The sequence below is a fragment of the Catenulispora sp. MAP12-49 genome, from assembly GCF_041262705.1.
GTDB lineage: Bacteria > Actinomycetota > Actinomycetes > Streptomycetales > Catenulisporaceae > Catenulispora.
The window spans coordinates 222056-241384 of record NZ_JBGCCP010000007.1 but is presented as its reverse complement, the minus strand read 5'-3'; the positions used below and the strand labels follow the sequence as shown (position 1 = coordinate 241384).

The 19329-nt window shown below is 70.8% G+C and carries 21 protein-coding genes; 10 read left to right on the top strand and 11 right to left on the bottom strand.

The features are described from left to right. Position 1: 1 nt before the first annotated feature. Genes ABIA35_RS16540 through ABIA35_RS16530 form a run of 3 tightly spaced genes read right to left on the bottom strand, consistent with a single transcriptional unit; the run spans position 2 to position 2001 of the window. Positions 2–385, bottom strand: coding sequence for a VOC family protein (locus ABIA35_RS16540; protein ID WP_370358431.1), 384 nt, complete (start codon positions 383–385; stop codon positions 2–4). Positions 386–433: 48 nt separating this feature from the next. After that, on the bottom strand, positions 434–1303 hold the full coding sequence (locus tag ABIA35_RS16535) for a TIGR02452 family protein (protein ID WP_370358430.1): 870 nt from the start codon (positions 1301–1303) through the stop codon (positions 434–436). Between the two features lie 8 nt (positions 1304–1311). After that, a complete protein-coding gene (locus ABIA35_RS16530; protein ID WP_370342412.1) occupies positions 1312–2001 on the bottom strand; it encodes an SAM-dependent methyltransferase in 690 nt (229 codons plus the stop codon). Here ABIA35_RS16530 and pip point away from each other — a divergent pair. Continuing rightward, positions 2000–2959 carry a prolyl aminopeptidase gene (gene pip / locus ABIA35_RS16525; protein ID WP_370358429.1) on the top strand — a complete coding sequence of 320 codons (960 nt, stop codon included), beginning with the start codon at positions 2000–2002 and terminating at the stop codon, positions 2957–2959. The genes ABIA35_RS16530 and pip overlap by 2 nt on opposite strands. Here the strand turns inward: pip and ABIA35_RS16520 are convergent. Genes ABIA35_RS16520 through ABIA35_RS16510 form a run of 3 tightly spaced genes read right to left on the bottom strand, consistent with a single transcriptional unit; the run spans position 2877 to position 4725 of the window. Then, positions 2877–3785, bottom strand: coding sequence for a glycoside hydrolase domain-containing protein (locus ABIA35_RS16520; protein ID WP_370358468.1), 909 nt, complete (start codon positions 3783–3785; stop codon positions 2877–2879). The two genes, pip and ABIA35_RS16520, sit on opposite strands and share 83 nt — an antisense overlap. A 23-nt stretch (positions 3786–3808) precedes the next feature. Beyond that, the gene (locus tag ABIA35_RS16515; RefSeq protein ID WP_370358428.1) at positions 3809–3979 is read right to left on the bottom strand and encodes a hypothetical protein; all 171 of its coding nucleotides are present in this window, start codon (positions 3977–3979) and stop codon (positions 3809–3811) included. A gap of 8 nt (positions 3980–3987) precedes the next feature. Next, positions 3988–4725, bottom strand: coding sequence for a D-Ala-D-Ala carboxypeptidase family metallohydrolase (locus ABIA35_RS16510; protein ID WP_370358427.1), 738 nt, complete (start codon positions 4723–4725; stop codon positions 3988–3990). Positions 4726–4900: 175 nt separating this feature from the next. On the opposite strand from ABIA35_RS16510, the gene ABIA35_RS16505 reads away from it, so the two are divergent. Genes ABIA35_RS16505 through kynU form a run of 3 tightly spaced genes read left to right on the top strand, consistent with a single transcriptional unit; the run spans position 4901 to position 8319 of the window. Further along, a complete protein-coding gene (locus ABIA35_RS16505) occupies positions 4901–6217 on the top strand; it encodes an ATP-binding protein (RefSeq protein ID WP_370358426.1) in 1317 nt (438 codons plus the stop codon). Continuing rightward, positions 6214–7038 carry a LuxR C-terminal-related transcriptional regulator gene (locus ABIA35_RS16500; protein WP_370358425.1) on the top strand — a complete coding sequence of 275 codons (825 nt, stop codon included), beginning with the start codon at positions 6214–6216 and terminating at the stop codon, positions 7036–7038. The genes ABIA35_RS16505 and ABIA35_RS16500 overlap by 4 nt, the downstream gene beginning before the upstream one ends. A 9-nt stretch (positions 7039–7047) precedes the next feature. Next, on the top strand, positions 7048–8319 hold the full coding sequence (gene kynU / locus ABIA35_RS16495) for a kynureninase (RefSeq protein ID WP_370358423.1): 1272 nt from the start codon (positions 7048–7050) through the stop codon (positions 8317–8319). Positions 8320–8336: 17 nt separating this feature from the next. Here kynU and ABIA35_RS16490 read toward each other — a convergent pair whose 3' ends face one another. After that, a complete protein-coding gene (locus ABIA35_RS16490; protein ID WP_370358422.1) occupies positions 8337–9494 on the bottom strand; it encodes an acyl-CoA dehydrogenase family protein in 1158 nt (385 codons plus the stop codon). 50 nt (positions 9495–9544) lie between these two features. Then, positions 9545–10399, bottom strand: a complete 855-nt coding sequence (locus ABIA35_RS16485) for a spermidine synthase (RefSeq protein WP_370358421.1) — start codon at positions 10397–10399, stop codon at positions 9545–9547. A 358-nt stretch (positions 10400–10757) separates the two neighbouring features. On the opposite strand from ABIA35_RS16485, the gene ABIA35_RS16480 reads away from it, so the two are divergent. The 4 genes from ABIA35_RS16480 (at position 10758) to mctP (ending at position 14382) form a co-directional block, all read left to right on the top strand. Beyond that, entirely contained in the window at positions 10758–11417 is a 660-nt protein-coding gene (locus tag ABIA35_RS16480) for a hypothetical protein (RefSeq protein WP_370342398.1), read from the top strand. Then, positions 11414–12178, top strand: a complete 765-nt coding sequence (locus ABIA35_RS16475; RefSeq protein ID WP_370342397.1) for a hypothetical protein — start codon at positions 11414–11416, stop codon at positions 12176–12178. Before ABIA35_RS16480 ends, ABIA35_RS16475 begins: the two co-directional genes overlap by 4 nt. A gap of 129 nt (positions 12179–12307) precedes the next feature. Beyond that, positions 12308–12661, top strand: coding sequence for a DUF3311 domain-containing protein (locus ABIA35_RS16470; RefSeq protein WP_370342396.1), 354 nt, complete (start codon positions 12308–12310; stop codon positions 12659–12661). Continuing rightward, positions 12658–14382: a monocarboxylate uptake permease MctP gene (mctP, locus tag ABIA35_RS16465; protein WP_370342395.1), complete on the top strand. Its 1725-nt coding sequence runs from the start codon at positions 12658–12660 to the stop codon at positions 14380–14382. Before ABIA35_RS16470 ends, mctP begins: the two co-directional genes overlap by 4 nt. Positions 14383–14433: 51 nt before the next feature. Here the strand turns inward: mctP and ABIA35_RS16460 are convergent, their stop codons facing one another. From ABIA35_RS16460 to ABIA35_RS16450, 3 genes are all read right to left on the bottom strand, one after another. Next, positions 14434–15543, bottom strand: coding sequence for an acyl-CoA dehydrogenase family protein (locus ABIA35_RS16460; protein ID WP_370358420.1), 1110 nt, complete (start codon positions 15541–15543; stop codon positions 14434–14436). An 89-nt stretch (positions 15544–15632) separates the two neighbouring features. Then, positions 15633–16208 (bottom strand): pyridoxamine 5'-phosphate oxidase family protein, encoded by a 576-nt coding sequence (locus ABIA35_RS16455; protein ID WP_370358419.1) that lies wholly within the window; start codon positions 16206–16208, stop codon positions 15633–15635. A gap of 59 nt (positions 16209–16267) precedes the next feature. Beyond that, positions 16268–16909 (bottom strand): PadR family transcriptional regulator, encoded by a 642-nt coding sequence (locus tag ABIA35_RS16450; protein ID WP_370342392.1) that lies wholly within the window; start codon positions 16907–16909, stop codon positions 16268–16270. A 107-nt stretch (positions 16910–17016) separates the two neighbouring features. Here ABIA35_RS16450 and ABIA35_RS16445 point away from each other — a divergent pair, with 107 nt between their 5' ends. After that, positions 17017–18141 (top strand): LLM class flavin-dependent oxidoreductase, encoded by a 1125-nt coding sequence (locus ABIA35_RS16445; RefSeq protein ID WP_370358418.1) that lies wholly within the window; start codon positions 17017–17019, stop codon positions 18139–18141. Further along, on the top strand, positions 18138–19106 hold the full coding sequence (locus ABIA35_RS16440; RefSeq protein WP_370358417.1) for an alpha/beta hydrolase: 969 nt from the start codon (positions 18138–18140) through the stop codon (positions 19104–19106). The genes ABIA35_RS16445 and ABIA35_RS16440 overlap by 4 nt, the downstream gene beginning before the upstream one ends. Positions 19107–19329: the final 223 nt, after the last annotated feature.

The following is a 19329-nucleotide window of genomic DNA, read 5'->3' as shown; positions in this document are numbered from 1 at the left end:
CCTAGGACGCCGAGATCTGCTGCAGCGTCCAGGTGTTGCCGTCGGGGTCGGCGAACCGCGCGTAGAACACGTCGGGCTTGCCCTCGGCGGACATCGCCTCGACCTCGGCGACCTCCATGCCGCGCCCGACTAATTCGGCGCGCGCGGCCTGGATGTCGTCGACCACCAGGTGCAGCATCTGCACGGACCCCGGCGCGCCGCCGGGCATCCCCTTGCCGAAGGCGATCGAGCACGCCGACCCCGGCGGCGTAAGCTGCACGATCCGGAACTCGTCGCCGAACGCGAAGTCGTGGTCGACGTGGAAGCCCGCCTGGCGCTCGTAGAAGTCCCTGGCGCGGTCCACGTCGGTCACCGGGATCGGGATCAGCTCGAGTTTGAAGTCCATGGCGCCAGCGTCGCACAGGCCGGTGTCAGATCCCGGAACGCTCGCGGGTCAGATCCCGGAACGCTCGCGCGTCAGGACCCCGAACGTCTCCTGGAACGCCGCGAGCGTCGTCTTCGCGGCCGACGTGTCGTACACCGCGAACAGCACGCGCGCGAACCGGCCCTCGAAGGCACCTCCGTCGGCGAGGTGTGCGCGGAACACCCGTGCCACGGTCGCGGGATCGTTGCGGAACACGCCGCAGCCCCACGCGCCGAGCACCAGCGTCCGCACGCCGTGCCGTGCCGCGACGGCGAGCACCCGTCCGGCGCGCTCGGTCAGCAGGCCCTCGATCTCGGTCAGCGCCGACGGCTCGTGCCTGGCCAGTGCTCCGGCGTTCGGCGCCGGCGAGGTCAGATAAGAGATCTGATACGGCGCGTCGAGCAGCCGCGTGGCGCTGTCGCGGTAGACCGGCACGCCCGGCGAGAAGATCACGCGGTGGCTGTACCGCGTGTCGCGGTCCGCACGGTGCGCGTCATAGTAGTCACGCGCTTCGAGCAGCGTCGTGTACAGCGCGGAGCTGCGGCACAGGTCTTCCTCCTGCGCCCGCGCGCCGCCCAGATAGCCGCCGCCGGGGTTGCGGGCCGAGGCGAAGCTCAGGATCGCGACGTCCGTCGCGCCTTCACTGCGCACCAGCCGCTGACCGGCGTGAGTACTGGTCTCGCCGGTGACTTCGAAGGCTGTCTCGTGCCGCGTCGCGGTGGCGTCGCAGGCCTGTTCGTCGAACAGGCTCCGCGTCTGGTCGGGGCTGTAGGACCGGGTGCCCTGACAGGCCGCAGCCACATCGGCGGCCAGATCCACACGGGTACCACGCAGATTGACGTAGTATCCGGCGTCGATGATTTTCTCGTTCTCCAGAGCGAGACTTTTGTATATCCCCATAGGTTTTGCTACTTGATGAAAGTGAATAGTTTCCCGTCGCCCGGCGACGGAGCGGGTTCCCGCTCCTGCCGATTCGCGGCGACGTAGATCACCGTCGGCAATTCCGGACCCGATTGCCACAGATCGGTGAATCCCGCTTCGGCGAACCAGCCGTGGATCCGCGGGACCACGGCCGGGTCCTGGCGGTGGCGGGTCCAGATCGCGGTGCCGCCGCGGGCGGTCAGGTGCGCGGCGTGCGCGACGGTGGTGTGGATGTCGGCCTCGGAGATGTTGCCGAAGATGCCGCACAGCAGAAGCAGGTCCGCCGGCGCGTAGTCGCCGTAGAGCGCTTGGTCGGCCGCGTCGCCGGTCACCACGTCGACTGCGCCGAGACCGACGCCATTGAGGCCGGCAGCTGCCGCGGCGTCCCGCGCGACCTGCGCGATCACCGGGTCGAACTCGATGAGGCGGGCGCGGACGTCGGCGCGGCGCGGATGCCCGGCGAGCACCGGGATCAGATCCCGGCCCTCGCCGGCACACAGAGACAGGACGTTGATGGTCCCGGCGGGGGCTTCGTCCAGCGCCCGCCGAATGCCCTGCTGCACCACGGCCAGCCGCTTGACCAGCGGTGATTCCGGGTCGTCATAGGCCGCGAACCACGTCTTCCAGTCCCGTAATTCGGGCGTGCTTTCGCTGTCGGGGGCTACGATCGCGTCCATGTCTATTGTCTACCCGCCAATGGGTCCTTACGCCACCGGATTTCTCGACGTCGGCGACGGGAATCGGATTTACTACGAAGAGCTCGGCAACCCGGACGGCAAGCCCGCGGTGAACCTGCACGGCGGTCCCGGTGCCGGCTCGATGCAAGGCCCGACGAAGGCCTGGGACCCCGAGAAGTGGCGCGTCATCCGCTTCGACCAGCGCGGCTGCGGGCGCAGCACGCCGCACGCGTCCGACCCCGCGACGGACATGTCCGTCAACACCACATGGCACCTGGTCCGCGACATCGAGCTCCTGCGCGAGCATCTGGGCATTGAGAAGTGGCTGGTGAAGGGTGCCTCATGGGGCGCCAGCCTGGCTCTGGTCTACGCGCAGACGCACCCGGAGCGGGTCACAGAGATGATCATCCCGGCGGTCACCTCGACCCGCCCGGAGGAGACCGACTGGCTCTACCACGGGGCGCGCAGGCTGTTTCCCGAGGCCTGGGACCGTTTCCGCAACCACGTGCCGGAGGGCGAGCGTGACGGGAACCTGGTCCAGGCGTACGGCCGCCTGATGGAGAACCCGGACCGCGAGGTGCGCGAAGCGGCGGCGGCCGAGTGGGTGCGGTGGGAGGACGTCCTGATCTCGGGGGAGACCAACGGCACCCCGGGTTCGTACAGCAAGCGTGTCGACGACGACCGGCTGGCCTTCGTCCGCATCTGCGCGCACTACTTCGGCAATGACGCGTGGCTGGAGCCCGGCCAGGTTCTGCGCGACATGCACAAGCTGCACGGGATCCCGGCGGTCCTGGTCCACGGCCGCCACGACCTCGGCAGCCCGGTGTACACCGCGTGGGAGCTGGCACAGGCCTGGCCGGACGCGAAGCTGGTGGTCATCGAGGACTCCGGGCACACCGGCAGCGAGGCGATGGGACAGGCGCTGAACCAGGCGACGGAGGACTTCTCGAAGCGGTGATCACGCTGCGGACGCCGGAGTGGCGGGTCCGGCCCCGTGACCGGACCCGCCATGCTTCGTAGAGCGCTACGACCTCACGCGCGCTGGAACACGCCGGCGCCGTCGTAGCCGCCCATCGCCTGCCAGCCCTGCCAGACCCCGCTGGGGTACCGGATGTCGTGATGCACACTGTCGTCCAGGCCGACCGCGACGAGCTGTGAGTCCCGTCGGACATCCCGGTGAGCGACACCGCCGTGGCGCTGAACCGCGAGGCGCCGTCGGCCCCGTCCAAAGGCTCCCAGCCGGCCAGGACCCCGTTCGCGGCCCGGATGTCGTGGTAGACCGCGCCGTCCAGGCCGATGGCCGCGACCTGGGACTGCGTCCCGCCCTGGCCGCCGATCGCCACGACCTGGCTCTGCCGCGCCGCCGCCCGCGCGCCCCACTGGCCGTAGTCCGCGGCCCAGGCCTGGTCCTGGTCGCAGTCCGCGCCGTCGACCGTGATGCCGTTCTGGACCTGGCGCAGCTGGGTCCGGGACTCCCACTGGCCGCCGGACCACGCGTAGGTCTGCCAGCCCCAGGTGATCTTCCCGGCGTCGAACAGCCGCTGGACCGGGTAGTAGCCGCCGTACGCGCCGGTGCGGCCGTAGCCCAGGACCGAGGCCGCGCCGTCGAAGTAGGCGTTGATCGCGGTCTGCTGGCCCGGGGCGGCGTCGAAGTCGACGGCGAAGTAGATCGGCCGGCCGGCGGACATGCCGCAGGCCAGCGCCATGCTTTGGGCATCGCGCGCGTGCTGGGCGCCTGCGGCGTACCCGCCGAGCGCCCCGGTCGGCGAGTCCTCCCAGACCAGGACGATGTCCAGGCCCGCCGCGATCAGCGCCCGCGCCTCCCCGGCGACGGACTCAGGGGCTTCGACGCGGCCGCCTGCGCCGGGCGCGCGGCCAGGACGGTCAGGCCCGCGAAGGCAGCCGCCGCACCCCCGAGGCCGGCCGTCAGCACCGCGCGGCGCGAGAGCCCGCCGGGCTGCTGGAGATCGGTGTCCACGAAGCTCCTCAGATGCCGCAGGTGGGAGCGGACCAGTCGTGCGTCGGCGCGTAGTCGACGTGGACGTGGTTGTCGTGGCCGGGGAATCCGGGCCCGAAGATCTGGCTGAAGCCGTGGTACCGGGCCTCGCGGGCCAGGGTGCACAGCGAGTAGGCGCTCGGCACCAGGTCGGCCGCGTCTCCGTAGAGGTGGCGGCTGTCCGCGACGCCGCCGTCGGCGGAGTTGCAGCCGTAGGAGCGGAACCCGGAGGTGACGGTGATCGGGTGGTCGCCCAGCGCGTGCCGCAGCGCTTCGAGCTTCCACATGATCTGGAACGCGTCGGCCTTGGCCGTGGCCGCCGACACCGCGCCGCCGGACCAGGTGGTGTTGCACTGGTTCATCTCGCTGTAGGCGAAGTGCAGCGGCGTGCAGTCGGACTTCTGCAGGGCGTAGATCTCGCCGAAGGTCTGCGGTCCGGCGATGCCGTCGACGCCGAGTCCGTAGGCGGCCTGGAACCGCTCGACCGCGGCTTTGGTGGCCGGGCCGAACACGCCGTCGACGGCGATGACGTTGTCGTACCCCGACCATCCGGCCACGCGGATCTGGAGCTGGGCCACGTCGGAGCCGCTGCTGCCCTGGGACAGGGTGCGGCCCCAGGTGTAGCAGGACGAAGCGCTCGCCGGAGTGCCGGCGGCGGCCGAGGCGGCGGTCACACCGAAGGTGAGCAACGCGCAGCTGAGCAGGATCCTGAGGAGTCGGTGCTTCATGGGGGCCTTCCGGCGTGAATGCGAGGACTGATAAGCGATCGAGGTCATCAAAGACCGCCGGCCAGGGCCCGACAACCCAACGAAATCGCGGTATTCGCGGCCCGCACGCGCCTTCGGGCCCGCTGCCGCGATCGGCCCATTGTTCGCCGGGGTCGGACTGAGTCAAGATGCTGGCATGGCGGTTGGTGAGCGGGCGGCCCGGCGACCGGCCTCGGCCCGACAGCTGATCCGCCGTTCGGCCACGGCCCGGCGCCTGATCCGCTGTCCAGCCGCGGCCCGGCGCTTGATCCGCCGTCCGGCCGCGGCCCCGACCTCGGCCGAGGGCGTCGCCTTCGTTGTGGCGCTGGCCATGTCAGGGGCTCGGCTGGCGACGGTGCTGCAGATGATCCCGGCGCTGCCGACCGGTCTGGCGCTCAGCCCCCGGCCGCACCTGTACGCCGTGCTGTGGGTGACCGGAGCGGTGGCCGCTGGCGGCGTCGCGGCTGTCTGCACCTTCTTGATCCGCCGCCCGCTGGGCCCACGCGCGGCGGCGGCCGACGTGGCGCTGGCCGTCGTGTTCCTGGTGCTCGGTGTGGCGGCCGTCCCCGCCGAGGACCGCGTCGGGTCGTGGGTCGGCTGGGCGCCCGGCTACACGCTGGCCGTGGTGCTGTCGCTGGGCGGTCTGCGGATCGCGGCCTGGCTGAGCGCCGTCGGCGCCCTCACCGCGGCCTACCTGTTCTTCGTCGTCGACTCCGCCACGGCCGGCAACCGGACGACCATCGCCAGCGACACGCTGAGCCTGCTGGTCTTCGGGGCGGTCGCGCGGGTGGTGCTGCGATACGTCACCAAGCTGGCCGCCGACGCCGACGAGGCCCGGGCACGGGTCGCGGAACTGGCACGGCTTGAGGAGGAACACCGCGCGCGGCTGACGATGCACGACGCCGTCACGATCATGCAGCTGCTCGCCGACGCGACGGTGCCGCCCGCGACCCGCGACCAGCTGCGGGAGCAGGCGAACGCGGAGGTGCGGCGGATGCGGGCCTACCTCGGCGGGCCGGGAGCCGGCAGAGCCGGGACGATGGAAGTCGCCGATGACAGGGTCCTGCTGTGCGATGTCCTGCGAACCGCGATGACCGGGTTCGCCGATCTCGGACTCGAGCCGGCGCTCGACCTCGCGGAGGGAGTGACGGTCGGCATCGCCGAGGGCGAAGCGGTGCGCGGGGCCGTCACAGGGGCTCTGCACAACGTCCGCAGCCATGCGCGCGCGAGCATGGTGGTCGTGCACGCCGACGCCGACGCCGACGCCGACGCCAACGCCGGTGCCGTGGCGGGACGCTGGATCGTCACGATCCGCGACGACGGCGTCGGATTCGACCCGGCGAGCGTCCGGCTCGGAACCGGGCTGCGACGCCAGGTGCTGGCCGAGACGCGGCGGCACGGCCTGGCCGCGCGGATCGCCTCGACGCCGGGGCTCGGAACGAGGATCGAGATCGAGGGGGAGTCATGGGGATGACCGGCACGACGCCGACCGCTGAATCGCCTGCCGCCGAGCCTGCCGCCGCACCCGCCGTCGCGCCGACCGCTGAATCGCCTGCCGCCGAGCCTGCCGCCGCACCCGCCGTCGCGCCGACCGCTGAATCCCCTGCCGCCGCGCCTGCCGCCGAGCCGCAGGCCGGGCCCGGCGCACCGACCGCGATCCTGGTCGAGGACGCGACCGCCATCCGCCTCGGCCTGCCCGCCATCGAGTTCGTCGCGACCTTCGCGCGCGTGGAAGACCTGTTGCGGGCCCGGCCCGGCGCCGACGTCGTCGTGCTCGACCTCCACCTGGTCAACGACCACCAGCGCGACGCGCTCCAGGGCGTCCCGGCCGTCGCCGCGCTCGCCGAATCCGGCTACCGCGTCTGCCTCTACACCCAGGAGGAACGCCGGTTCGTCCTGGCCGCCTGCCTCGCCGCCGGCGCTCGCGGCCTGATCCGCAAGTCCGCTCCGCTCCCGGAGGCCGCCGCGGCCATCGTCCAGGTCGCCGCCGGCCGGGTCGTGATCCCGCAGGCGATGATCGCCCTCACCGAGCTGCTGGTCCGGCGAGGATCGCTGACCATCCTGTCGCCCCGGCAGTGCCAGGTCCTGGCCGGCCGCGCGCGGGGTCAGACCTATGCCGAGATGAGCCGCGCCCTGCATCTGTCGGAGTCCACGCTGCGCGGCTACTGGCGCGAACTCACCGAGACCGTGGCCCGCCACCTGCGGGAGACCGCGCCCGGCGACATCGAGCGCTCGCTGGGGCTCGCGCCGGGGGACCTGGTGGAGATCTGGCCGCCCGGGCCGGGCCTCGCCTAATCTGATCACGTGCCCGACACCACAGCTCACTCCCGCGATGACGCGGAGCACCGTGACGCGACCGATCCTTTGGCTCCTCTGCGCACCCGCTTCGTGATCCCCGACGAAACGCTCGTCTACCTCGACGGCAACTCCCTCGGCCGGCTCTCCAAGGCATCCTTGGAGCGGGTCCAGGAAGTCGTGGCCGGCGAGTGGGGCGACCGGCTGATCCGGTCTTGGAACGAACGGTGGCAGACGCTGCCGCAGACCGTCGGGGACTTCCTCGGTGAGCACTTCCTCGGCGCCGCCCCCGGGCAGGTCGTCGTCTCCGACTCCACGTCGGTGAACCTCTACAAGCTCGCCTCCGCCGCGCTCGACGCTCGTCCCGGCCGCGACGTGATCATCAGCGACCTGCACAACTTCCCGACCGACCGCTATGTCCTGGAAGGGCTGGCCCAGGCCCGCGGCCTGGAGCTGAAGCTGGTCGAGTTCGACGAGCTCCTCGGCCCCACCGCCGACCAGCTCCGCGCGGTCGTGGACGAGCGCACCGCGCTGGTCTCGCTGTCGCAGGTGGATTACCGCTCCTCGGCGCTGGCCGACCTGACCGCGGTGAACCAGGTCGTGCACGAGGCCGGCGCGCTGGTGCTGTGGGACCTGTGCCACTCGGCGGGCTCGGTCCCGATCGAGCTGGACGCCAGCGGGACCGACTTCGCCGTCGGCTGCACCTACAAGTACCTGAACGGCGGACCCGGATCCCCGGCCTTCCTGTACGCCAGCGCCTCGCTCATCGACTCCGTCCGCCAGCCGATCTGGGGCTGGTACGGCCAGCGCGACCAGTTCGCGATGGGCCAGGGCTACGACCCGCAGCCCTCGGCGACCCGCTTCCTGGTCGGCACCCCGCAGGTCGTCGGCGTCTCGCTGGTGGACGCCGGAGCCCAGGTGCTCGCCGAGGTCGGCATCAAGCCGTTGCGGGACAAGGGCGTCGCGCTCACCGAGTTCGCCATCGAGCTGTTCGACGCCTGGCTGGCCCCCCTCGGCTTCACACTGGGCAGCCCGCGCGACTTCGCGGTGCGCGGCAGCCACGTCTCAGTGCGGCACCCGGAGGCCTACCGCATCTGCCGGGCGCTGATCGAGGAGCACAACGTCATCCCCGACTTCCGGAACCCGGACCGGGTGCGCCTGGGCATGGCCCCGGCCACGACGCGGTTCGTTGACGTGTGGGACGCGTTCGACGCGATGCGGCGAATCGTCGAGACCAAGGCCTACGAACAGATCGACGCGACGCGCACCGATGTGACGTGAGCCCTACAAGCTGAGCCCTACAACCCCAGCGACTTGGCGATGATGGTCTTCATCACCTCGCTGGTACCGCCGTAGATCCGGGACACGCGGGTGTCCGCGTACAACCGCGCGATCGGGAACTCGGTGATGTAGCCGTAGCCGCCGTGCAGTTGCAGGCACTTGTCGATGACGCGCCCGGCGGCCTCCGTGCAGAACAGCTTGACCTTCGCGGCGTCGGCGACCGACAGCTCGCCGGCCTCGTGCAGCTCCAGCGCCCGGTCCACCATGCACTGCGCCGCCTCGACCTCCGTCGCGCACTCGGCCAGCACGAACTTGGTGTTCTGGAACGAGGCCACCGAGGTGCCGAACACGGTGCGCTCGCGGACGTAGTCCAGCGCGAACTGCAACGCCGCCGATGCCGAGGCGTAGCCGCCGACCGCGATCGCCAGCCGTTCCTGCGGCAGGTTGTGGGTCAGGTACGAGAAGCCCTTGCCCGGCTCGCCGAGCAGATCCTCCACCGGGACCAGCACGTCGGTGAACGACAGCTCGGCGGTGTCAGAGGTCTTCAATCCGATCTTGTCCAGCTTGCGCCCGACCGCGTACCCGGCCGCCTTGGTGTCCACGCACAGGATCGACAGGCCGCCGCGCCGGTCCTCCGGCGCCGCCGGCGCGGTGCGCGCCACCACCAGCACCATGTCCGCCAGCGCGCCGCCGGTGATGAACGTCTTCGCGCCGTTCAGGACGTAGTGCCGGCCGTCCTCGGACAGCTTCGCGGTGGTCTGGATCCCGGCCAGGTCTGAACCGGTCCCGGGCTCGGTCATCGCGATGGCCGTCATCATCTCCCCGGACAGGAACCCGGGCAGCCACCGCGCCTTCTGCTCCTCGGTGGCGTAGGCCAGCAGGTAGGGCAGGATCAGCCCGACGTGCACGGTCGTGGTGCCGAACGTCACACCGGCGCGCGTGGTCTCCTCGATCACGATCGCCTGGTACTTGAAGGTACTCAGCCCCGCCCCGCCGTACTCCTCGGGCACCTCGATCCCGAACACGCCGAGCTCCCCGAGCCGGTGGTAGAACTCGCGCGGCGGGTGGCCGGCCTTCTCCCACTCGGGGTAGACCGGCACGACCTCCTTGGCGATGAAGTCGCGCAGCATGGCGCGGAAGGCTTCGTGGTCCTCGGTGTAGACGGTGCGGCGCATGGCGCCAAGTTACCGGCGGGTATGGCAAAGCGCCATGGGCCTGCGCACCCTCAGAACGCGTCGGCCGGCGGCGCGGGCGAGGGGTGCGCCTCGTCGTCCGGCACCGGCTTGGCGCCGCCCTGGAAGTCGACCAGGTCCTGGCCGCGCACCACGCGGCTCGGGAACGGGTCGGAGGCGGCGCGCCGGATGAGGCCGTCCACCGGCAGCGGGACGTCGGAGGCCAGCAGGATGAGGTTGCCGAACTTGCGGCCGCGCAGGATGCCGGGGTCGGCGATCAGCACGACGTGCGCGAAGTGCTGCTTGGCGTTGGCGACCTGGCGCCGGGTGAACATCAGGCCGCCGCTGTCGCCGTCGGCGAGGTTCACAGCGTGCACGCCGGTCGGCCGCAGCGCGCGCTTGGCCAGGCCGTAGTACTCCACGGACGTCAGGTGCCGCGGGATGCGCGCGGCGGCGAACACGTCGCTGACCGTCAGGTCGAAGGCGCCCTCCGGGACCCGGCTCAGCACGTCCCGCGCGTCGCCGGTCCGCAGCCGCACGCGGGCGTTGCGCGGCAGCGGCAGCTCGGTGCGGACGAAGTCCAGCAGCTTGCCCTCGATCTCCACCACCTGCTGGCCCGAGCCCGGACGCGTGACGGCGATGTAGCGGGGCAGCGTCAGACCGCCGCCGCCCAGGTGCAGGACCCGAAGCGGCGCACGCTCCTCGGCCGCCAGGTCCACCAGGTGCGCGATCTGCCGCACGTACTCGTACTCCAGGTACGTCGGGTCGTCGAGGTCGACGTGCGAATGCGGGGTCCCGCCGACCAGGAGCTGGAAGGCGTTGCGGCGGTCCAGATCGCGGAGCAGCTCCCAGTCGTCCTGATCGTCGGGTTCGGCAGGGGGTTCCTTCGGAGTCTTGGAGCGCGACATGCCCGAGAGTCTAAGCGCCCGGCGGCTTTTGACGGCGTTGGTGCGCCCCCGCGGCATTGCGCCACTCGATAGAGGGACTTTTCGGTACTGGCCGCCCAATTCGGCTATCACAGAAACGACAGGTCCGGCCATCGCAGTCAGCCGCGGTCAGTAGCAGTCAGCGGGGCAGGCGGGGACGGCGTCGTGGACCGCGTGCTCCGGCCGTGGTCCACGACGCCGAGGCCGGACGGGTTCGCGGGGGAGTGTCGGGGAGTGTCTGGGGAGTGTCGGGGAGCGTCGGGGGAGCGCGGGAGAGTGCGCCGCCGGCCGGGCCCTTTCGGTATCAGGACCCTGGTGGGGGAACGGAGGCGGTACAGCCGTGGTTCGCAGCAGACTCGGCGCCGGGGTCGCGGTGTCCGTCCAGGTCGCGGTGCTCGGGATCGGGGTGGGGGCGGGACTGGGGCTCGGCCTGGCCGGGATACACCCGTCCCCGAGATTCGCGAGTTCTTCGCTCGTGGGGCAGCCCGCCGACGATCCGTCACCGCCGTCGCCCCCGCTCCCCACTCCGACGGGAGGGCAGCCATCACCGCCGTCCTCCGAGCTGCCGGTGGAACCGGGCCTCCCCTTCGGGCCCTCGTTCCACCAGCACCTCCCGCTGCCGCATCCCACCACCACGCCACCGGCGCCACCGCCTTCGACTCCGGCCCCGGCTCCATCTCCGCGGCCGACACCGCCGCCGCCCCCGAAGCCCACACCGAAGCCGCCCCCGCGCCCCACGCCGCCTCCCCGGCCGGTGCCGCCGGCCCCGGTGCACCGCGCCGTGCCGCCGTCGCCGCCTCCGCGGAAGCCTGCGATCCCCGCGATCGCGCCGGCCGCCGCGGCGCCGCCGCCGGACCGGCCGGACCCGGACCCCGACTGGGGCCTGACCACACTCGTCGCCCTGATGGTCCCCGCGACCATCGCGGCGGCCGCCGCGGCCGGCGGGGCCGTCGGCGGACCCTCCGGTCCTTCGGGGCCGGCGACAGGAGGCAGACCATGATGGAGTTCTGGGCGATCGTCGCCCTCGGCGTCGGCGTGATCGTCGCGGTCGGACTGGCCCGGCTGCTCGGGCGCTCCGAGCGCGCGGTGTCCGGTTCGCACAATCCGCAGGCCCTGTCGGTCGTCGGCAGTGCCCTGCTGTCCTCGTTCATCCTGCTGACCGCGTTCCTCATCGCCAGCACCTGGTCGACCTACAACACCGACCGTCAGCACACGTACGACGAGGCCCGGTCCGTGACCACCGCGTACTGGCTGGCCGGCAAACTCCAGCCGGCCGACCGCGACCGGGTGCGCGCGGGCCTGACCATGTACGCGAACGAGGTCGTGGCCGACGACTGGCCGGCGATGGGCCGCCATCAGACCTCGGACACCGCCGCCGCCGCGCTGGACGGCCTGCGCGTTGCGGTCGGCGCGATCCGCCCGGCCACCGCCGCCGACGAGAAGGACCGGGCCGACGTCGCCGCCGCCCTGGACGACGTCTACTCCAAGCGGCTGATCCGCGCCGCCGACGTCAACTACTCCATGCCCTCGCTGCTGTACATCGCGATGGTGATCGCCGCGATCCTGCTGGTCGCCTACCCGCCGCTGGTCGGACTGACGGCCAACGGCCGTAACGTGATCGTGTTGTCCGGCCTCGGGGCGATGGTGGGTCTGGGGATCCTGATCGTCATCGGCTTGTCTCAGCCTTACTCCGAACCGTTGAGCATCGAGCCGACAGCCTTCCGACACGCGCTTCAGCAGTTCACACTGGTTGTTGGATGAATACAGATCAATGGATGAGACACGTAGCATCCGTTACCGAGTCGTTGTCAACGAGCCCCTGATCGGACGCGCGCCTTGCGATTAGATTTCGGCGCAGTTTCCCTACGTAAACGGGAGGGGTCTCGTCTCATGTCAGAGAACGAGCTGAGTACTAGAGGGCCGGTGGTGACACCGGCCCGCCTCATCGCGGCGGTCTGCGTCATCGTGCCCTTCGTCGCGGTGTTGTGGGTGCCGATCTTCGACAAGGACAAGCCGGAGGTCGCGGGCTTTCCGTTCTTCTTCTGGTGGCAGTTGCTGTGGGTCGCGGTGACGGCCGCCCTCATGGCCCTGGCATACGTCGTCGTACGCCGCGAGGAACTGGCCCGCAAGCCGGTGCCCGCCGCGGTGGTCGACCAGATCGACCAGATCGCGGCCGCTGAGATGTCCGAGAACCGGCCCGAGAGCCCGTCCGAGAACCAGCCCGAGGAAGGGGACTCGGTATGACGCCTCGCCTGACCGCCTCGAAGGTCCCGACCCCCGACGTCGGCACGCACGGCATCAACAAGACCGAACTGGCCGTCGTCGTCTTCTTCTTCCTGCTGGTCTCCGTGCTCGGCTTCCTGGCCGCGCGCTGGCGCAAGGCCCGCGAGGCCAACCACCTGGAGGAGTGGGGCCTGGGCGGCCGCAGCTTCGGCGGCTGGATCACCTGGTTCCTGCTCGGCGGCGACCTGTACACCGCGTACACGTTCGTCGCGGTGCCCGCGGCGCTCACCGCCGGCGCGTTCGGCTTCTTCGCCGTGCCGTACACGATCATCGTGTGGCCGCTGGTCTTCCTGTTCCTGCCCCGGCTGTGGTCGGTCTCGCGCAAGCGCGGCTACGTCACCCCGGCCGACTTCGCCCGCGGGCGCTACGGATCCAAGTCCCTGGGCCTGGCGGTCGCGATCGTCGGCGTGGTGGCGACGATGCCGTACATCGCGCTGCAGCTGGTCGGCATCCAGGCCTGCCTGGACGTGATCGGCATCGGCGGCAAGGGCTCCTCGACCTTCACCAAGGACCTCCCGCTGTTCATCGCCTTCGCGGTGCTGGCGGCGTTCACCTACACCTCGGGCCTGCGCGCCCCGGCGGTGATCGCGTTCGTCAAGGACTTCCTGATCTACCTGGTCATCATCGTCGCGGTCATCTACATCCCGACCCGCATCACCGGCGGCTGGCACGGCATCTTCCACCTGGCCTCCTCCGGACCCACCGGCAAGACCAAGCCCGGCTTCCTGTCCCTGAACGACGCCAATGGCAAGACCAACGCCTTCCCGTATGCCACGCTCGCGCTGGGCTCGGCGATGGCGCTGTTCATGTACCCGCACGCGCAGATCGGCGTGCTGTCCACCAAGAGCCGCAACACGGTCCGCAAGAACCTCGCGGGCCTGTCGCTGTACTCGCTGGTGCTGGGCTTCATCGCGCTGCTCGGCTACATGGCTCTGGCGGTCGGGTTCAACGGCACCGCGAAGGGCCACCTCGGCGGCAACGCGCAGCGCGCGGTCCCGGCGCTGTTCGACGCGGTCTTCCCGTCCTGGTTCGCCGGCGTCGCCTTCGCGGCGGTGGCGATCGGGGCCCTGGTCCCGGCGGCGATCATGTCGATCGCGGCGGCGAACCTGTTCACCCGCAACATCTTCGTGGACTTCATCAAGCCCGACGCGACCCCGCACCAGCAGGCGCAGGTGTCCAAGACGGTGTCGCTGCTGGTGAAGTTCGGCGCCCTGGCCTTCGTCCTGGGCCTGGACGCGACCAGCGCGATCAACTTCCAGCTGCTCGGCGGCGTGCTGATCCTGCAGACCTTCCCGGCGATCGTGATCGGCCTGTTCAACCGCTGGTTCCACCGCTGGGCGCTGGTCATCGGGCTCTGGACCGGCGTGATCTACGGCGTCGTGGTGGCCTGGCAGCAGAAGAAGTTCGCCGCCGGCAGCACGACGGTGGTGACGCAGCAGCACTTCGGCAACCAGATCGCGAAGGTCCCGGGCACGCATCTGTACGCGTACATCGCCATCACCGCACTGGTGCTGAACCTGCTCGTCGCGGTCGTGCTGACCTTCGTGTTCCGCGCCCTGAAGGTCGCCGACGGCGTCGACGAGACGCAGAGCGCCGACTACACCGCCGACGAGGGCGACGCGGACCTGCCGGACCTGATCGAGGCCGAGCCGGCACTCGCGGAGCTGCAGCAATCCGCTTAGCACCGGATACTCCGATCCCCGGGCCTTCGGGCGGCCCGGGGATTCTCGTTTTCAGGCGGCTATCCCCACGGCCCGTGCGTAACGACTTCGGTGCCAGGCAGGACTGCCGAAGAGCTGCGAGGTGACGTGCGCGCGCTTGAAGTAGAGATGGATCGGATGCTCCCACGTGATGCCGATGCCGCCGTGGAGCTGGATCGCCTCGCCGGCGATGGTCGAGAACGCCTCGGAGCAGTAGGCCTTGGCCCGCGAGGCGGCGACAGTGAGTTCGTGTCCTGACGCGGCGGCGAAAGCAGCGGCATAGGAGGCGGAACGTGCGGACTCCAGCAGGGCGAACATGTCGGCGAGACGGTGCTTCACCGCTTGGAACGAGCCGATCGGCCGTCCGAACTGCACGCGCTGCTTGGCATAGGCGAGCGTCAGATCGAAGGCACGCTGCGCCGCGCCGACCTGCTCGGCCGAGAGCGCGACGCAGGCGAGGTCGAGGATCCGGTCCCATGGAGCCTGGGTACTGAGCAGTGTCGCGGGGGAGTGCTCGAACTCGACGCGTGCCTGCGGGCGCCCCGGATCAACGGTCTCGACCACATCGACCGCCGCATCGGCGGCCGCGACGACGAACAAGCCGGTCGCGGCCGGCTGTCGGCCGGCCTCGCCATGGCCGGGTACCCGTGCCCGAACCACGAACAGGTCCGAATCCCCGGCATCCAGCACATGTTCTCCCGCTCCGGTCAGCCGCCAACCGCCGCCGCTGCCCGGAGTCCCGGCTGAGATCTCGGCCGATGCCGCGACCGTGGTCTCGCCCGGAGTCCCGACCGCGCCGCCCCACACGACCGTCGCGCGCGTCTGACCGCAGGCGATCCCCGGCAGCAGCTCCGCCTTGGCCGCGAGTTCCACGTCCGGCGCCGCCGAGTCCCCGGCCAGGATCGCCTGCGCGGCCAGCGTGGTGCTCAAGAACCCGGGCGCCGCCAGGGCCGCCCCGAGCTCCTCGAGCACCACGTGCGTCTCCAGCACCGAGAAGCCGGCGCCGCCGTACTCCTCGGGGACCGCGAGGCCGAGCGCTCCGACCTGCTCGGCGAGCAACCGCCACACGTCGCCGCCGGCGGCCCGCTCCAGCAGCGTCCGCACCGTCCGCCGGAGTTCTTCCTGTTCGGGGTCGAAGCGCATGCCGCGGACCGTAGCCCGCTTCGTGCCAACCCGCCAGAGCGGCCTGACCATAGCCGTTCGGCCGGCGAGGTCTACCTCGCCAGAGCCGCCTACTGCGAAGCGCGCAGCGTCTCCACCGGCACCGCCGGCAGCCCGTCGATGCTCGTCGCGTTCTTGCGCGCCACGTAGTCGACGTGGAACCCCTCGTCGCGCCGCCCGAAGTACTCGGCGAGCAGCCGCCGCTCGCCCTGGTACTCCATGAACGGCACCGCGTAGCCGCACGAGTCGCTGACCCGCTTGGCCCGGACCAGGACGATGGCCCGCGCGCCGGGGTCGGACGCGGCCGGGAACAGCCCGACGTACTCCGCCCAGCGCGGGTCGTCGCGCCACAGCACCTCGCCGGTGCCGTGCACGCGCACGATGTTCGGCGGCCCCTCGAACGCCGCCCACATGACCGTGATGCGGCCGTTCTCCCGCAGGTGCGCCAGGCTCTCCGCGCCGCTGCCGGTGAGGTCCAGGTACGCCAGCCGGTCCGGGCCGAGGACCGCCAGCGAGCCGCGGGTGCCCTTCGGCGAGAGGTTGACGTGGCCGTCGGCGGCCAGCGGCGCGGTCGCCACGAAGAACAGCGGCTGTGCCTCGATGAACTTGCGGAGCTTGTCGTCGATCACCTCGTGCACGTTGACCATGCTCCGAGTGTCCACCCGTGCCCGCATACTGAGCAACGATGTCTCAGATCATGGACAGATCACGGACGCTGTTCGGTTCTCACCGGTTTCGTGGCACGCCCGGAGGCCTCCAGTTCGTCGAGGTCGCGCAGCATCTGCTCGGCCAGATCCCGCTCCGCCGCGTGATACCGCTGGGCCCACTTCAACGCGATCTCGGGATACGCCCACGCCGTCTCGTCGTGCGCGGCTTCGACGTCCACCGCGGCCTCGGCCCGCCGCCGCTCGGAGTTGTCGCGGTGCTCCGCCACGATCTCGCGCAGCCGCTCGGGCTCCGTCAGATGCCCCAGCCAGACTCGGAGAAGCACCCCGTGCTTCAGCACCGGCACTTCGACCGGCGCGGTCTGGGCCCAGGTCTGTACTGCCTCGCGCCCGGAGTCCGTGATCGAGTACACGCGCTTGCCGCGCACCTCGTCCTGCATCACGGTCCGCGACGTCACATACCCGTGCTTCTCCAACCGCTTGAGCTCGCTGTAGATCTGGCTGAACGACGGCGACCAGTAGAAGAGCCGCAGCGAGGAGTCGGCCCACTTCTTGATGTCGTAGCCGGACAGCTCCTGCTCGAACGACAGCATGCCGAGCACCGCCCAGCTGGTCGCCGGCAGCCGGGGATCGGCGGTGTCGGTCCCGGTCTCCACCGGTTCGTCCTGTGATTGAGGGGCCACGACGGCAACAGTAGCCGTTCCCGACCGCCCTTGACTCCTCGCGCGCGCCGGGCTTCCATGCGATACGCAGCATGTTTCTAATAGGAATAAGGACACTGGGAGGCGCTGTGCGGTTCTCCGTGATCTTCGAGGCCCAGCTCGCCGACCCCACCCCCGAGCGCGAACGCGTCACCCTGGCCGACTGCGTCGAACAGGCCGTGGCCGCCGAGGCCGCAGGCTTCGACCGGGTCTGGGCCGTCGAGCACCACTCCCTGCTGCGCTACGCCCACATGTCAGCACCCGATGTCTTCCTGGCCCACGTCGCGGCCAAGACCAGCCGCATCCGCCTCGGCCACGGCGTCGTCTGCCTCCCCTTCGGCTACGGCCATCCGATCCGCGTGGCCGAGCGCGCCGCGATGCTCGACGTGCTCTCCGGCGGCCGGCTGGACCTCGGCGCGGGCCGGGGCGCGACCCGGCAGGAGATGGCGATGTGCGGCGTGGACCCCGACTCGACCTCCACACAGGTCGAGGAAGCCTTGCGGATCATAGGGAACTGCTGGACCACCGAGCAGTTCCAGTGGCACGGACTGCTCGACATCGGCCCGGGTCAGGTGCTGCCCCGGCCGGTCCAGACGCCGCATCCGCCGCTGTTCATGGCGTGCTCGAAGGCTGCGACCCTGAGCACCGCGGCCGACTACGGCATCGGCGCGCTCGTCCTGGGCTTCGCCGGCGCACAGGAGATCGCCGCGATGCGGAAGGTCTACGACGCGGCGATCGCCGAGCGCACCGGCGAGAGGTTCGTCTCGGCGGTCCGCAACGACCACTTCGCCGCGCTGTGCCCGACGATCGTGGCCGACGACGGCGATCTGGCCTTCCGGATCGGCGCGCGGGGCCAGCGGTTCTTCGCCGAGTCGATCCTGCACTGGTACGGCGGCGGCCCCGAACCGTCGGAGGACACCGAGGACGACGACAACGCGGCCGTACTCCGCTCGGAGAAGGAAGCCGCCGTCGCCAAGCTGCACGAGGCGAACATCCCGGTCCGCCCGAGCTCCACCGGCACCTACAACGTGGACCACGCCTACGGCACGGCGGCGCGGGCCGTCGAATACGTGGAGCACCTGGCGGACATCGGCGTCGACGAGGTGATCTGCCTGATCCAGATGGGTACCGTCCCGCATGGCGCCGCGATGGAGACCATCCGCCAGTGGGGCGCCCACGTGATCCCCCGCTTCCGGAAGGACGAGAGCCGATGACGCTCGATCCGTATGCCCGTGCCATCGTGGACGCGCTCACCATGGTCTTCCCGGACCTCGGCGGCAGCGTCACGGACCCGGTCGAGGCGCGCGAGATCCTCGCTCTGGCCCCGGATCTGCCGGTCGTGGTGGAACTGCCGTCGGTCGTGGACAGGGCCATCCCCGGTCCCGAGGGCGCGCCGGAGATCCCCGTCCGGATATATCGGCCGGTCGCGGATCAGGACATTGTGACGCCGGTCGTCGTGTTCTTCCACGGCGGCGGCTTCACCATCTGCAACGTCGCTCTGTACGACAACTTCTGCCGCGAACTCGCCCAGACCGCCGGCGCGACGGTGGTCTCGGTGGAGTACCGGCTCGCGCCGGAGACGCCGTACCCCGGCGGGCTTCAAGACGCCTACGCGGCCACCACGTGGGTCTCGGCGCACGCCGCGGAGCTCGGTGTGGACCCCGCACGCCTGGCCGTCGCCGGGGACAGCGCCGGCGGCAACTTCGCGGCGGTGGTGTCGCTGATGGCCCGGGACCGCGCGGCCCAGGGACATCCGAGCCCTGCGATCGCCTACCAGCTGCTCGTCTATCCCTCGGTCGACCTCGCCGAGGACGGCTATCCCTCGCGGGAGGAGAACGGCATCGGTTTCTTCCTCACCACGCAGCACATGACGTGGTTCCACGAGCAGTACGTGCGGGGCGCCGACGTCTCCGATCCGCACATGTCGCCGATCAACGCGCCGGACCACAGCGGCCTGCCGCGTGCGTGCGTCGTCACCGCGGAGCACGACCCCCTGCGGGACGAGGGCGACGCCTACGCCGCCAAGCTCGCCGCGGCCGGCGTCACCGTGGACCACATCCAGGTCGAGGGCATGTTCCACGGCTTCCTGAACATGCCGCACCCGACCGCCGAGCAGACCCGCGCCACGGTGTTCGCCGCGGTGCGGGCCGGACTCGGGCGGGATTTAGGGCGCTCCTGACCTAGTGTGGGTGAGTTCTTCGTGTGGGTGTGGCTGGGGTGGGTGGCTTGCAGGCGTTTCTTGACGGCTTCGCGCATGGTTGGCGGGATCCGCTGGCGGCGCGGTTCGAGGGTGGAGCTGGTTTCGCGGGGCGGCGGTGGTGTGGGCAGGTGGGCGAGCCTAAAGCCACAGTCAAGAGCAAAAGCGACAGTCAAGGTCAAAAGCGCCTCCGGCGGCGCCTGCG

What these genes read in the sequence shown, in the direction of transcription:
- ABIA35_RS16540 (WP_370358431.1), bottom strand. Translation starts at nt 385, where the DNA reads ATGGACTTCAAACTCGAGCTGATCCCGATCCCGGTGACCGACGTGGAC.
- ABIA35_RS16470 (WP_370342396.1), top strand. Translation starts at nt 12,308, where the DNA reads ATGTCAGAGAACGAGCTGAGTACTAGAGGGCCGGTGGTGACACCGGCC.
- ABIA35_RS16455 (WP_370358419.1), bottom strand. Translation starts at nt 16,208, where the DNA reads ATGGTCAACGTGCACGAGGTGATCGACGACAAGCTCCGCAAGTTCATC.
- ABIA35_RS16440 (WP_370358417.1), top strand. Translation starts at nt 18,138, where the DNA reads ATGACGCTCGATCCGTATGCCCGTGCCATCGTGGACGCGCTCACCATG.
- ABIA35_RS16500 (WP_370358425.1), top strand. Translation starts at nt 6,214, where the DNA reads ATGACCGGCACGACGCCGACCGCTGAATCGCCTGCCGCCGAGCCTGCC.
- ABIA35_RS16505 (WP_370358426.1), top strand. Translation starts at nt 4,901, where the DNA reads ATGGCGGTTGGTGAGCGGGCGGCCCGGCGACCGGCCTCGGCCCGACAG.
- ABIA35_RS16530 (WP_370342412.1), bottom strand. Translation starts at nt 2,001, where the DNA reads ATGGACGCGATCGTAGCCCCCGACAGCGAAAGCACGCCCGAATTACGG.
- ABIA35_RS16510 (WP_370358427.1), bottom strand. Translation starts at nt 4,725, where the DNA reads ATGAAGCACCGACTCCTCAGGATCCTGCTCAGCTGCGCGTTGCTCACC.
- ABIA35_RS16475 (WP_370342397.1), top strand. Translation starts at nt 11,414, where the DNA reads ATGATGGAGTTCTGGGCGATCGTCGCCCTCGGCGTCGGCGTGATCGTC.
- ABIA35_RS16485 (WP_370358421.1), bottom strand. Translation starts at nt 10,399, where the DNA reads ATGTCGCGCTCCAAGACTCCGAAGGAACCCCCTGCCGAACCCGACGAT.
- ABIA35_RS16460 (WP_370358420.1), bottom strand. Translation starts at nt 15,543, where the DNA reads ATGCGCTTCGACCCCGAACAGGAAGAACTCCGGCGGACGGTGCGGACG.
- pip (WP_370358429.1), top strand. Translation starts at nt 2,000, where the DNA reads ATGTCTATTGTCTACCCGCCAATGGGTCCTTACGCCACCGGATTTCTC.
- ABIA35_RS16535 (WP_370358430.1), bottom strand. Translation starts at nt 1,303, where the DNA reads ATGGGGATATACAAAAGTCTCGCTCTGGAGAACGAGAAAATCATCGAC.
- ABIA35_RS16490 (WP_370358422.1), bottom strand. Translation starts at nt 9,494, where the DNA reads ATGCGCCGCACCGTCTACACCGAGGACCACGAAGCCTTCCGCGCCATG.
- mctP (WP_370342395.1), top strand. Translation starts at nt 12,658, where the DNA reads ATGACGCCTCGCCTGACCGCCTCGAAGGTCCCGACCCCCGACGTCGGC.